Consider the following 12,619-nt stretch of genomic DNA (forward strand, 5'->3'; position numbering starts at 1 on the left):
ATCCGGCATCGGGGCGGGGGAAACTCAGACCCTGAAGGACTCCACGGCCACGACGGGTGTCGTCACCGCGACGCGCACAGCGCCAGTGGTCGACGGGGCCACCTGGGCCACGCTCTCGTCCCTGACGTTACGGGCGACGATCGCGGGAAGGCCGCTTTCTGTCGGCACGTGACGTACGGTCCAATTCGCGCTGTCGAAGTAGGTCTGCACACGTGCCGGCGCACCCGGGCCCGCACCTTGGCGATCCTCGCCAAGGTGGTCTCGTCGAACACGGCCAGCGTGCGCCGGGCGGTGGAGTTCGAGGCCCTGAGCCCGAACAACGGCCTTTGATGTAACTGGAGCTGCTGGGCCTCCGAGAAGTTCCCCGACCCCAGCACACGTGCGATGGCGAGCTGCACCAGTACCCCGGCGCGTTCCCGCCGGCCGACTGCTGTACCGGACGGCAGCACTCCGGCCGACGCGTCCGTCAGTCCCGCGCGGTCCGCGCACCGGTGCAGCGGCGCCGCTCCGGCATGCCCGATCAGCCTCTTCCGTCAGCCACTGCGGACAACCGGCAGTCCCACCCTGCATTCTCGACCACCAGAAAGGCGCCTTGCCCTCTGCAGCGGATACGATGCAGAAACTCGCGTCATCACAAGTCAACGGCACCTTTCTACCATCGGAGTGTCAGATCACCTAATTCCATTGAATACTCCGGATTAATTCACCGACGCTGTCGATGAGGAAGAGGTCTGGGTACGCGCCGACCAGAAGTCGGAGTGAATGTAGGGAAGTCCCTTGGATTCCGGAGAGCCCGGCTCGAGGGGCTTCCTGGGCGCTTCGGTAACCTTCGACTCGGTGACACATGGGGAGGTCACGTGGAATCCAGCTTGGCCCTTGTACCCGAACTCCAGGCTGACCTGGAAGCCGTCCGGCGCGGCCGCGAAGATCGCTGGCATTTCGGCGCTGTCCCTCACCGACGTGATCTTGTAACCCTCCTTCTTCCAGTAGCGCTCCACTACACCGAGAAAGCTGCCACGTCGCTCGGCCGAGATGATCGTCATCACATAGCGCCGACGGGTAACCGACCCGGCACCAATACCGTCGTTCTTGAAATCGGTGCAACTGGAATCGCTCGACGGCCCCCGCATGACCTCGACCGACGGGTTGATCGCCTTGAGGGCCTCATCAATGATGCCCTCCGCGTGATCGGCCGCTTCCTGCATATTCATGTTTATCTCCTTCGCCGCATCCGCTTGCCTTCCTTCACTTCCGCTGCCGCCGATGAGGCCGCAACCGGAAACGATGAGAGTTGACGCTACGAGGGTCACAGCACGAATTTTCATCGGTATTTATCCCACGTCACGAGGTCAGGACGGTCCGCGACGATGGCCGCAATGTTGGCAGCGGATACAGGGTCCTTGTCCCTGGCCGGGTTGAAATAGTTGGAATGTGCCGGAGTCAACCCCTGCCCGTCGACCACCGGCATCGGGCCGTCCAGCACCTTGAAGCGTCTGGCACCGAACGCCTCGCTGGCCGGGTCCTTGCCGAACCAGATGTCGTCGTCGCCCTGGTCCACGATGTCCCCGAAGAGATACGCACCGGCCGGACCGCCGCCGAAGAAGAAGCCGGCGGGGCCGGCCCCGGCCTCCTTCTTCGACGGCAGGTGGCTGACGGGGTCATTCACGGCCGCGCCCACGAACACGTGGTCCTTGCCGACCCCAAGATCCTCCGCCTTGTCGACGCCCACGCCAGGACTCCCGAGAAGGATGATGTCATCGGCTCCGGGGATCCCCCCGGGCTCCTGTGTTGCTGCCCCCACGAAGCGGGAACCGTAGGAGTGCCCGATCGCGACCAGGTGCGGGTCCTTGTGATCATTCGTCGAGGCGAGTCCGCTCATGAACGAGTTGTACGCTGGCGCGCCCTTCTCCGCGTCATCTGCGGACATGACGTCCGTGTTGGACACCAATGTGACGGGGTCCAGGGGAGCGGAGAGTTGCGGTGCGTCGTAGCCCAGCCACACGATGGATGCGCTGGACGGATCCTTGTCCCGGGCGTCGACCGCAGTGTCATAGGCGCGCTTCACGTCGTTCCTGGCAAAGTCCGTGTCCAGGGCGGTGCCGAGACCGGGGACATACGCCGACACGTTCTTCGACGTGTCAGGGTTCCCGAACGCAACGACAGCCCGGCCAAGCCCTTGGTCGCCGATCCCCAGTAGATACATGGGCGGCTCTTTCGGATCCACCAGCTGTTTCGCGGCATTTTCCTGCAACTGCTGCTGGATGCTCTTTAGAGCGTCCAGCTGCGTCTTGGCTTTGTCGCCGTCTTCACCCGAGAGCTTGCCGATCAGAATATCCAGGTTTTCGCGGTTGACCTCGTCCCGCACCATGGCCGGAATGCCGTCCAGGTTGCCGATGATCTCCGGAAACGCCCTCTTGTACTCGTCGCGTTCCTCATCACTGAGGCCGTCCCACCACTCCTTGCGGTCGGCGGGCGACTTGTCCAGTGGGATGTGGTCCCGGATGTACTCGCTCGCGGCCGAGCTGACCGTGTCGGCATCGGCAGCCACGTCCGCCCACGTCCTGGTGCTGACATCCAGGCCCGGGGCCGCCTTGAGCTTCCCCAGCGCCCCGCTGTACCGGTCGTCGATCTCCGTGGCTTCCTGTACGGCATGGGCGATGCGGTCGGCGATGCCCTGGGCCTTCGCGCGGTGAGGGTTGGGGCTGTGCAGGCCGGAGATGTCCGGGCCCAGTCCGGGGGTGTACCGGCCGGTGTTGCCCTTGATCGTTCCACCGGGGATCTCGTCACCGGTCAGCTCGTTCCCACCACCGGCGGGGTACACGACGCTGCCGTCTGCGTTCACGGTGTACGACAGCGCCTTCGCGTCCTCCAGCGCCTCCAGCAGGCGGCGTCTCGGGGCGGCGATTTCGGACGAGAAACCGTTGAGCGCTCCGCTGACCAGGCCGCATTCCACCTCGGTGTAGTGGAAGTTCTCCGACAGCCTGTGCAACTGCTTCAGCGCCGCGTCCGCCGCCTCACCCTCGTTGGCCTTCTGCACGGCCCTGGTGATCTGCTGGTCGATGCGGTCCTTGGCCGCGTCGGCCATGTCACTGATCGCGCGGTAGCCGTCCGCCGCGTCCGCGTACCCGGACGGGTTGATCGCCTTGAGCGCCTTGAGGTCCATGCCCCCGGATCACCGGCCCCTGCCCGAGCCGCCGGCGGCGGACGCGTCCTCGGAGTGGACCTTCAGCCTGGCGATCTCGGCCTTGATGGCCTCGTCGGTCCTCAGCTGGTCGTTCCCCACCTTTTCCAGCACGCCGGCGAGCCCGGCACACAGCTCGCTGATGTCCTTCACGCGACGCTCCCAGGAGTCGTGCACACTCTTCTGGGCCGCCGCGGTCAAACAGCCGGAACCCTTGCCGAACCCCGCCTGGCCGCCCTCCAGCTTCGTCAACGCCTTGCCGATGTAGCCCCGCAGGCCGCCCACGCCCTCGCCGGCCGCGGACCACGCCTTCTTGTCGGACCGGAGCCTGTCGGCAGCGCCGCGGCCACCCGAACTCGTGCCACCCTGGTCGGGGGCAGCTGGTTGAGCCGCATCCGTGCGGAGTGCCGTTCGGCCGCCGTGGCCTTGAGCTGCTCCCACTCCTCCCACGCCATGCGTGGTCCTCCCCGTGTCTCGTCGTAAGCCGCCGAGATGTTGTAAACGTGCGATCGCAATGCTTCGGTGGTCGAGGAGCACAGTAGCGACACCGCAGCACCTGCCCCATCCGTATCGGCCACCAGCGCGTCTGAGTACCTGCACTCAGACGGAGTCGGTGGTGCTGATGAGGTTGACGGATTTGATCGTTATGCCCACCCCGTGTTCCGTTGACCGCTTAGCGTGACCAGTAGTGACACAGCGACAGGGAGCGACTGTGCGCGCGGTGTCCGCACGAGTAGGAGTTGCGCGCCGTAACGGCGTCCATTGCGGGGCGTTGGGCCAAGGAGGCGGTGATGGACATGGTGGAGCGCAAGAACGCGGAGGCGGGGGCCGAAGCGGTTCCCGGGGAGCGCGGGCAGGGCAGCGTGGAAGCGGTCGTGAGTCTCGGGGACGGCTGGGAGCACGACGACGGGGCCGGGTGGCGACCGGGGGATGAGGCTGGGCGAGGTGTCGTTGTCGCGTTCGGGCAGAGCATGAAGACGCTGCGGGTGCGGGAGTGCCTGGACCGCGAGGAGTTCGGCCGCCGGCTCGGCTACTCAGCGTCCACGGTGGCGTCGTTCGAGCAGGGGCGGAGGATTCCGTTGCCGCGGACGATCGATCGGGCCGATGAGGTACTGCGGGCGGGTGGGTTGCTGACCGTCTGGAAGGAGCAGGTGGAGCGGGCTCAGTATCCGGCGTTCTTTCAGGGAATGGCGGCGCTGGAGAAGGAAGCCATTGAGCTGGTCTCGTACAGCATGCCTGTGCTCAACGGTCTGCTCCAGACCGAGGAGTACATGAGGGCGCTGCTCGGTATGAGGCGTCCCCCGTTGGACGAGGAAACCATCGAGCAGCGGGTCACCGCGCGGCTGGCTCGGCAGGACATCTTCGATCGTCGACCAGCGCCGTTCCTGAGCTTCGTGCTCGACGAGTCGATCCTGCGGCGTCCATACGGGGGTAAGGCCGTACTGCGCGGAGAGTTGGAACACCTGCTGTTGATCGGCCAGAAGCGCAACGTCGAGATCCAGGTCATGCCGCTCGACCGCGAGGACAACGCGGGCGTGAACGGGCCGTTCACCGTCGTCACGCGCAAGGACGGCAAGAAGTTCGTGTACACCGAGGCACAAGGAATCGGCTCTCTGCAGACTGACCCGGAGCAGGGGGTCCTGGCCGCCGCACTCTATGCGATCATCCGATCACAGGCTCTCAGTCCGCGAGAGTCACTGGAGTTCATCGAAAGGTTGCTGGGATCGCTATGAACAACGCTGAGTCCTCGACCGTCGCCTCCGGCCTCGCCTGGTTCAAGAGCAGCTACAGCGGAACCGAGGGCGGCGAATGCGTAGAGGTCGCTGCAGCTAAGGCAGTTGTGCACGTCAGGGACTCCAAGGCTGTCGCCGGCCCCATGCTCAGGGTCTCGCGTGAGGCGTGGGTGGGATTCGTCGGGCCGGCCTCGTCGGAGCGGCGCGTCTGACGCCGTACGGTCGCGAGAGCCCTGCCGGTCCCTTGTCGGGCGGCAGGACTCTTACGTGAGTGGGGTTGCCCGGTCAGTCGGAGCCCACGGGCAGCACGTCCGGTGACAGTGCCGCCGCCCGCGCCGAGGCGGCCGTCATGCGGCGGCGGTGGTGGCGGCGGCACAGGACCTCGTAGCCGATCTCGTCCGCGGAGCGGGTCACGTCGCCGACGACCACCTGGGCGCCCTCGACGACCATGACGCCGCCCACGGTACGGGCGTTGTGCGTGGCGCGGGCGCCGCACCAGCACAGGGCCTCGACCTGGAGCACCTCGACCCGGTCGGCGAGTTCGACCAGGCGCTGGGAGCCGGGGAACAGCTTGGTGCGGAAGTCGGTGGTGATGCCGAAGGCGTAGACGTCGATCTCCAGGTCGTCGACCACGCGCGCGAGCTGGTCGATCTGCCCGGGCGCGAGGAACTGGGCCTCGTCCGCGATCACGTAGTCGGCGCGTCCGCCCTGCGAGAGGTGGTCGACGAGGTGGGCGTAGAGGTCCATGCCGTCCTCGACCTCCACTGCGTCAGTGACCAGGCCGAGGCGGGAGGACAGCTTGCCCTGACCGGCGCGGTCGTCACGGGTGAGGATCATGCCCGCCAGTCCGCGTGCGGAGCGGTTGTGCTCGATCTGCAGAGCCAGTGTCGACTTCCCGCAGTCCATCGTTCCGGAGAAGAACACCAGCTCGGGCATGAGCAGTTGGGCACCTTTCGGTGAGAGTGCGGCGGCGGGCGGCGTGCGGGTGGCAGCGGTCAGGAGCGTACTTCGAGCAGGGGGACGAGCTGCTCGGCAGGGGTCATCGAACCGTGGTTGCCCACCATCGACGACTCCTTGGGCTCCCGCTCGGAGGCGATGAGCAGGACGTCGTCGCGGGCGGCGGCGACCACGTCGCCGATCCGCTCGTACACGCGCTCGTCGATCCGCGGTCCGAACCAGCCCGCCGCGACCGCCTCGTCGCGGGAGGCGACCCAGAACTGCTCGCCGAGCACCTCGCGCCAGCAGGTGAGGACGTCGCTCTCGGCGCCCGGCACCGCGTACACGTGCCGGGCGCGTCCCTCGCCGCCGAGCAGGGCGACTCCGGCGCGCAGTTCCCAGTCCTCGTCGAAGTCGAAGCGGTGCTCCTCGTCGAACGGGATGTCGACCATGCCGTGGTCGGCGGTGACGTGGAGCGCGCTGCGGGGCGGCAGTTGCTCGGCCAGGCGCTGGGCGAGCCGGTCGACGTGCATGAGCTGGCCGCGCCAGGTGTCGGAGTCGATGCCGTAGCGGTGGCCGGCGCCGTCGAGCTCGGAGTAGTAGGTGTAGACGAGGGCGCGGTCGGCGGCGGCGAGCTGCTCGGCCGCGACGTCCATGCGCTCCTCCCCGGTCAGCCGCCCCAGGAACGTTCCGCCGCTGAGCGCGACCTTGGTCAGCGGGGTGCTCTCGAAGGCCGGGGAGGACACCTGGGCGGCGTGCACGCCCGCCTGCTGGGCGAGCTGGAAGACGGTGGGGTACGGCTGCCAGGTGCCCGGGTCGGTGTACGGCTGCCAGCGCAGCTGGTTCATCAGCTCGCCGGTGGCCGGGTCGCGCACGGTGTAGCCGGGCAGGCCGTGGGCGCCCGGGGGCAGACCGGTGCCGACGGAGGCGAGGGAGGTCGCCGTGGTCGCCGGGTAGCCGGCGGTGAGCGGGCGGCCGGTGCCGCCGCGGGAGCTGCCGAGCAGGGAGGTGAGGAAGGGGGCGTCCTCGGGGTGCGCCCTCAGCTGCTCCCAGCCGAGGCCGTCGATCAGGAAGACGCAGGCGCGGTCGACGGGGGTCAGCTCGGGGATCGCGGCGGTCATCTCCGGTACGCCCATGCCGGCGGCCAGCGTGGGCAGCAGGTCGGCGAGCGAGCCGGACCCGTACTGCGGGACGGGCGCGGACTCGACGGCGAGGGGCTGTGGCTGGTCCCAGGCGGTGGCGTCGGCGGGGGCGGGCACGGGGCGCCCGTGGTTCTGGGCGGCGGCGGGAGACGGGCGGGTCGTCATCAGCGGGTCAGGTCCGCGGTCGCCTCGGAGACGGCCTGCGCGAAGGCGAGGGCCTGACGCACCGTCTCCGGGCCGTCCCCGGCCTCGCTGACGCGCAGGCTGAGGTCGTCGGCCGTCGAGTTGCCCGTGTAGCCGTGGTCCGCCTCGCAGTTGGGGTCGCCGCAGGCGGCGGGCTCGAGGTCGATGCGGGAGACGGCGCCCCAGCCGATGGTCAGCACGACCTCGCGGGGCAGTGTGCCCGGCGTGTACTGCTCCGGGTTGGCGACCACGCGGCTGACCACGACCGAGGAGATCCGGCCGAGCTTCACCGACTCGGTGGAGGTCGTGGCGTACGGCGTCGGGGAGGTGCTGTCGGCGGCCTGTTCGTCGGTGTGGCTGACGATGAAACGGTTGCCGGTGAGGACGAGCACCGTCACGTGCCGCCGCACCTCGTTCTGGTCGAACGTCGTCTCCTGGTGGACCAGGTACGACCGGACGGGCTCGCCGCCCACGGCGGCCTCCACCGCCTCGGCCACGAGAGCCGGGTAGTAGCCGCTGCGCTCGATCGCCGCGCGCAGCCCCTGGGTCGTCGTACTGGTCTTGGCCATGCGGTCCATCCTACGGGGGCGTACTGACTGCGAGGCACCGCCGTGGAGCAGGAGACCCCGGTCAGTACGCCGGGAGGGTGCGCGGGCCGAGGTCGTCGCGGGCGGGCGGGGGTGCCAGGCGCACGGTGGCGCTCAGGACGCTCAGCCCGCGCGGGGCGACGACGACCGGCTCCAGGGTGACGGCGACGACCTCCGGATGGTCGTCGACCAGCCGCGACACGCGCAGCAGCAGCTCCTGCAGAGCGGGCGTGTCGACCGGATCCGAGCCGCGCCAGCCGAACAGCAGGGGGGCCGTGCGGATGGACCGGATCATCGAGGTGGCCTCGCGCTCGGTGATCGGGACCAGGCGGTGCGCCATGTCGTCGAGCAGCTGCGAGGCCGCTCCGGCGAGCCCGAAGGAGAGCACGGCACCGGCCGCGGGATCGATGACCGCGCGGACCACGGTGTCGACTCCTCTGGGCGCCATCGCCTGCACCACCGGCCGCAGTTCCTGGGGCTTGCCGAAGAGGTCGGTCAACTCGGCGTACGTCCGGCGCAGTTGCTCCTCGTCCGCGAGGTCGAGCCGTACGCCACCCAGGTCGGCGCGGTGCCGCAGGTGCGGGGCGGTGGCCTTCAGGGCGACGGGGTAGCCGAGGGCGCGGGCGGCTTCGACGGCGGCCTCGGGGCTGGGGGCGGGCAGGGAACGGCGGACGTGGATGCCGTACCGGCCGAGAAGCTCGCAGGTCTCCTCCATGCCCAGCGTCAGCCCCTGCCCGCGCGCGAGCAGCCCGTCGATGAGCGCGGCGGCGCCCTTCTCGTCGATGTCCTCGTACTCGGGCACCCTGCCGGGGTCGGCGGCCTCCCGCCGCCACTGGGCGTACCTGACGGCCTCGGCGAGTGCCCGGACGGCGCGCTCGGCGGCGGGATAGGCGGTGATGAGGCGGGAGCCGGCGCGAGACCCCTCGTGGGCGGCGTCGGACGGCTGCGGGCCTCCGGGCCCGGCGTCCCCCACCGCCCCGGCGGAGGCCGGCCACCGGGACCCCGGACCATTCGTTCCGGCCGCACGCTCTTGACCGAGCCGGGGACCCGTGATCGCCTTCGGTCCCGTTCCCGTCTCGGGGTTCGGATCGGACAGCGGTCCCGTGACGGACTCCTCGCTCGGACCGGGCCGGGAGCCAGTACCCGCCTGCGGCTCTGTCCCGGGCTCGGAGTCCGCACCGGGCAGCGGGGTCGTGCTCGTCTGCGGGGGCGTACCCGGCTGGGCTGTCGTACCCGGCTGGGCTGTCGTACCCGGCTGGGCTGTCGTACCCGGCTGGGCTGTCTGTGGGGCTGTGCTGGCTGCCGCCGACAGGGCCTCCGCCAGGCCGCCGAGTTCGACGTGGACCACCAGGACCGGCTTGCCGGGTACCGCCTCCGCGGCCGAGCGCAGGGCCGCGGCCAGGGCCGCGTCCTCGGCGGCGCCCTCGCCCACGGCCGGTATCGCCGTGACGACGACGGCGTCGGTGGTCTCGTCGGCGAGGGCCTGGGACAGTGCCACCCGGAAGTCCTCCGCCGACGCCGCCGTCGTCAGGTCCTGCGGCGGCTGCGGGCGCAGTCCCTCGGCGAGGCAACGGTCGTAGGTGAGCACGCCCAGTGACTCGGAGTTGCCGAGGATCGCCACCCGCGGGCCGGGCGGCAGCGGCTGCCGGGCGAGCAGCAGGCCGGTGTCGACCAGTTCGGTGATGGTGTCCACGCGGATCACGCCGACCTGCCGCATCAGCGCGGACACCGTCGCGTGCGGCAGCCGCGTCGCCCGTACCGCGTGGCCCTGCGGGACGGACCCCGCGCTCTGCACCACGACCAGCGGCTTCACCGCCGCCGTACGCCGGGCGAGGCGGGTGAACTTGCGCGGGTTGCCGACGGACTCCAGGTACATCAGGGCGACATCGGTGTCGGGGTCGTCGTACCAGAACTGCATGACGTCGTTGCCGGAGACGTCCGCCCGGTTGCCCGCCGACACGAAGGTCGACACGCCCGTGATTCCGGTGACCCCGCCGCCGCGCCGGTGCAGCCGGGACAGCAGCGCGATACCGATCGCCCCGGACTGCGCGAACAGCCCGATCCGGCCGGGCCGCGGCATCTCGGGGGCGAGGGAGGCGTTCAGCCGTACGTCCGGCGAGGTGTTGACGACCCCGAAGGTGTTCGGCCCGATGATGCGCATGCCGTACGTGCGCGCGTGCCGCACGAGGGCGCGCTGGCGCTCGCGTCCCTCGGGGCCGCTCTCCGCGTACCCGGCGGAGATCACGACGAGTCCCTGCACGCCGTGCTCGCCGCACTCGGTGACGACCTCCGGGACGCGCTCGGCCGGCACGGCGACGACGGCGAGGTCGACGGGCCCGTCGATGTCCCGCACCGAGCGGTGGGCGGGCACGCCGTCGATCTCCTTGCGGTCCTCGCCGAAGGCCCGGTTCACGGCGTGGAGCCGGCCGGTGAACCCGCCGTCGCGGATGTTGTCGAGGATGCTGCGGCCCACACCCCCGCGTGTGCGGCCCACGCCGATGACGGCGACGGAGCCGGGCACCAGCAGCCGCCGCACCGACCGCGCCTCGGCGCGCTGCTCCCGCGCGCGCTGCACGGCCAGCGAGCGGTCGGTCGGCTCGATGTCGAACTCCAGGCGTACGACGCCGTCCTCGAAGCTGCGCTTCTGGGTGTACCCGGCGTCCGTGAACACCTTGATCATCTTGGTGTTGGCGGGCAGCACCTCGGCGGTGAAGCGGCGGATGCCGCGCTCGAGGGCGACGGCCGCGATGTGCTCCAGGAGCGCGGAGGCGACCCCGCGTCCCTGGTGGGCGTCCTGCACCAGGAAGGCGACCTCGGCCTCGTCGGAGGGCGCCGAGGCGGGCATGCCGTCGGTGCCGATGCGGTCATAGCGTACGGTGGCGATGAACTCGCCGCCGATCGTGGCCGCGAGTCCCACCCGGTCCACGAAGTCGTGGTGCGTGAAGCGGTGGACGTCCTTCGCGGACAGGCGCGGATAGGGCGCGAAGAAGCGGTAGTACTTGGACTCGTCCGACACCTGCTCGTAGAAGCTGACCAGACGGTCGGCGTCATCGGCGGTGATGGGACGGATCCGCGCGGTGCCGCCGTCGCGCAGCACCACGTCGGCCTCCCAGTGGGCGGGGTACTCGTGCCGGTCCGGCGGGGTCTGCATGGGCCCAGAGTACGGCTGGCGTCCGACAACGGGGAAAGGCAGTCTGTGGAGGACACACACCGGACCGAGGCCGCGGTCCGACGCCGCCCGGAGCGGAACAACGAACCGCCCCGGGATGCCTCACGTGTGGGAAACTGGTCTAGACAACCCTGATCACCTGAAGGGCAGCATCACATGGCTGAGCGCCGCGTCAACGTCGGCTGGGCCGAGGGCCTTCACGCCCGTCCCGCCTCCATCTTCGTCCGGGCCGCCACGGCCGCAGGCGTCCCCGTGACGATCGCCAAGGCCGACGGCACGCCCGTCAACGCGGCCTCCATGCTGGCCGTGCTCGGCCTCGGCGCCCAGGGTGGCGAGGAGGTCGTCCTGGCCTCCGACGCCGAGGGTGCGGACGACGCGCTGGACCGGCTGGCCAAGCTGGTGTCCGAGGGGCTCGAGGAGCTTCCCGAGACGGTCTGACCGCCGGCCGACCGGCCGGACCGGCCGATTCTGCCGGTCCGGCCGGTCCGGCTGATCGGGCACTGAAGCCGTGCCGTCCTCTGCGGGCGGCACGGCTTCGCCGTTTTCCGGGCGCGGTGCGTCAGATGTTCACGCCGTGCTTGCGGAGGTAGGTCACGGGGTCGACGTCAGAGCCGTAGTCCGGGGTCGTACGGGCCTCGAAGTGCAGGTGCGCTCCGGTGGCGTTGCCGGTCGCGCCGGACAGGCCGATCTGCCGGCCGGGGACGACCGTCTGGCCCACCGAGACACCGATGGACGACAGGTGGCCGTACTGGGTGTACATGCCGTCGGCCATCCTGATCACGACCTGGTTGCCGTACGCCCCGCCCCAGCCGGCCTGGACGACGGTGCCGACGCCGACCGCGTGGACGGCGGTGCCGCCGGCGGCGTGGAAGTCGATGCCGGTGTGGGAGCCGGAGGACCACAGGGAGCCGCCGCTCCGGTAGCCGGTGGAGACGTAGGAGCCGGAGATCGGCGACACGAAGGTGTTCAGGCGCCTGCGCTCGGCCTCGCGGGCGGCGCGCTCCTTGGCCTCGCGCTCCGCCTTCGCCCGTTCCACGGCCTTCTTGCGGGCGGCCTCCTCGGCCAGCTTCCGCTCGGCGGCCTGCTTCTGGGCGGCGGCCTGGGCGTCGATCTTCTCGGCGATGCCGGCGCCGATGGTGATGACCGGGGTCAGTCCGGTGTCCTCGGGGGCGGGGGTCTCGGCGGCGAGGGCCGGGGAGGCGGCGAGGGTGCCGACGACGCCGGTGGTGGTGGTGAGGGCCGCGACGCCCGCCGCGCGGGCGGTGGTGCGGTGCATCCGGCTGGGCCGGCGGTGCTTCCCGGTGGCGCGGGTGAACGCCATGCAGACGCTGTCCTTTCCTTCCTCTCGCCTACCGGGTTAGCTGACGGGTTCGGAGCAGGAAGGTCTCCTACGGGCACCCTCGCACCGCGCGCGGGTGTCCGATTCACCCCAGGGACTTGGGCCCCTCCAGCCGCGAAGGCGGCGACAGGAGGGCGGGTCCCCGGCTCCCCTGGCTCGCGCCGTACGGGGACTCGGCGATGGCTGCCCGGTGCCGCGGATGCGGCGCACTGCCCGACGAACAGCCGGACCGACGCTAGACGGGGCCGCTTTCAAATCCCAAACGGAGTGGAGGTTTTGTAGCACAGAACACAGGGCATAGGGGCAGACTCCGCCTCAATTCGGGCATCACGGGGCCCTGGTGACGCTT

12 protein-coding genes and 1 riboswitch are annotated in these 12,619 nt (G+C 70.1%); of the genes, 3 read left to right on the forward strand and 9 right to left on the reverse strand.

Going from position 1 to position 12,619, the window contains the following annotated elements; genetic code table 11:
* Nucleotides 1–24 precede the first annotated feature (24 nt).
* The 4 genes from ACX25U_RS09155 to ACX25U_RS09170 all read right to left on the reverse strand — a co-directional run bounded on the left by ACX25U_RS09155 (nucleotide 25) and on the right by ACX25U_RS09170 (nucleotide 3,466).
* Nucleotides 25–168: a hypothetical protein gene (locus ACX25U_RS09155; RefSeq protein WP_454390410.1), complete on the reverse strand. Its 144-nt coding sequence runs from the start codon at nucleotides 166–168 to the stop codon at nucleotides 25–27.
* A gap of 530 nt (nucleotides 169–698) precedes the next feature.
* A complete protein-coding gene (locus tag ACX25U_RS09160) occupies nucleotides 699–1,211 on the reverse strand; it encodes a hypothetical protein (protein WP_454390414.1) in 513 nt (170 codons plus the stop codon).
* A gap of 110 nt (nucleotides 1,212–1,321) precedes the next feature.
* Entirely contained in the window at nucleotides 1,322–3,163 is a 1,842-nt protein-coding gene (locus ACX25U_RS09165) for an alpha/beta hydrolase (RefSeq protein WP_454390416.1), read from the reverse strand.
* A gap of 9 nt (nucleotides 3,164–3,172) precedes the next feature.
* Nucleotides 3,173–3,466 (reverse strand): hypothetical protein, encoded by a 294-nt coding sequence (locus tag ACX25U_RS09170; protein WP_454390418.1) that lies wholly within the window; start codon nucleotides 3,464–3,466, stop codon nucleotides 3,173–3,175.
* Nucleotides 3,467–3,978: 512 nt separating this feature from the next.
* Between ACX25U_RS09170 and ACX25U_RS09175 the strand changes: the two genes are divergently transcribed.
* Nucleotides 3,979–4,914 carry a Scr1 family TA system antitoxin-like transcriptional regulator gene (locus ACX25U_RS09175; protein ID WP_454394173.1) on the forward strand — a complete coding sequence of 312 codons (936 nt, stop codon included), beginning with the start codon at nucleotides 3,979–3,981 and terminating at the stop codon, nucleotides 4,912–4,914.
* The gene (locus ACX25U_RS09180; RefSeq protein WP_454390420.1) at nucleotides 4,911–5,126 is read left to right on the forward strand and encodes a DUF397 domain-containing protein; all 216 of its coding nucleotides are present in this window, start codon (nucleotides 4,911–4,913) and stop codon (nucleotides 5,124–5,126) included. Before ACX25U_RS09175 ends, ACX25U_RS09180 begins: the two co-directional genes overlap by 4 nt.
* A 73-nt stretch (nucleotides 5,127–5,199) precedes the next feature.
* Here the strand turns inward: ACX25U_RS09180 and ACX25U_RS09185 are convergent, their stop codons facing one another.
* The 4 genes from ACX25U_RS09185 to ACX25U_RS09200 are packed head-to-tail and all read right to left on the reverse strand — an operon-like array spanning nucleotide 5,200 to nucleotide 10,913.
* Nucleotides 5,200–5,850, reverse strand: coding sequence for a thymidine kinase (locus tag ACX25U_RS09185; RefSeq protein WP_454390422.1), 651 nt, complete (start codon nucleotides 5,848–5,850; stop codon nucleotides 5,200–5,202).
* Nucleotides 5,851–5,909: 59 nt separating this feature from the next.
* A complete protein-coding gene (locus ACX25U_RS09190) occupies nucleotides 5,910–7,157 on the reverse strand; it encodes an alkaline phosphatase family protein (protein ID WP_454390424.1) in 1,248 nt (415 codons plus the stop codon).
* Nucleotides 7,157–7,753: a DUF5998 family protein gene (locus tag ACX25U_RS09195; RefSeq protein ID WP_454390426.1), complete on the reverse strand. Its 597-nt coding sequence runs from the start codon at nucleotides 7,751–7,753 to the stop codon at nucleotides 7,157–7,159. Before ACX25U_RS09195 ends, ACX25U_RS09190 begins: the two co-directional genes overlap by 1 nt.
* Before the next feature lie 52 nt (nucleotides 7,754–7,805).
* Entirely contained in the window at nucleotides 7,806–10,913 is a 3,108-nt protein-coding gene (locus tag ACX25U_RS09200) for a GNAT family N-acetyltransferase (protein ID WP_454390428.1), read from the reverse strand.
* A gap of 174 nt (nucleotides 10,914–11,087) precedes the next feature.
* On the opposite strand from ACX25U_RS09200, the gene ACX25U_RS09205 reads away from it, so the two are divergent.
* Complete coding sequence (locus ACX25U_RS09205) at nucleotides 11,088–11,369, forward strand: HPr family phosphocarrier protein (RefSeq protein WP_454390430.1); 282 nt, start codon at nucleotides 11,088–11,090, stop codon at nucleotides 11,367–11,369.
* Between the two features lie 121 nt (nucleotides 11,370–11,490).
* Here ACX25U_RS09205 and ACX25U_RS09210 read toward each other — a convergent pair whose 3' ends face one another.
* Nucleotides 11,491–12,252: a M23 family metallopeptidase gene (locus ACX25U_RS09210; protein WP_454390432.1), complete on the reverse strand. Its 762-nt coding sequence runs from the start codon at nucleotides 12,250–12,252 to the stop codon at nucleotides 11,491–11,493.
* 10 nt (nucleotides 12,253–12,262) lie between these two features.
* A riboswitch (cyclic di-AMP (ydaO/yuaA leader) is annotated at nucleotides 12,263–12,459 on the reverse strand.
* Nucleotides 12,460–12,619 lie beyond the last annotated feature (160 nt).

This window comes from Streptomyces sp. JNUCC 63 (assembly GCF_054366325.1).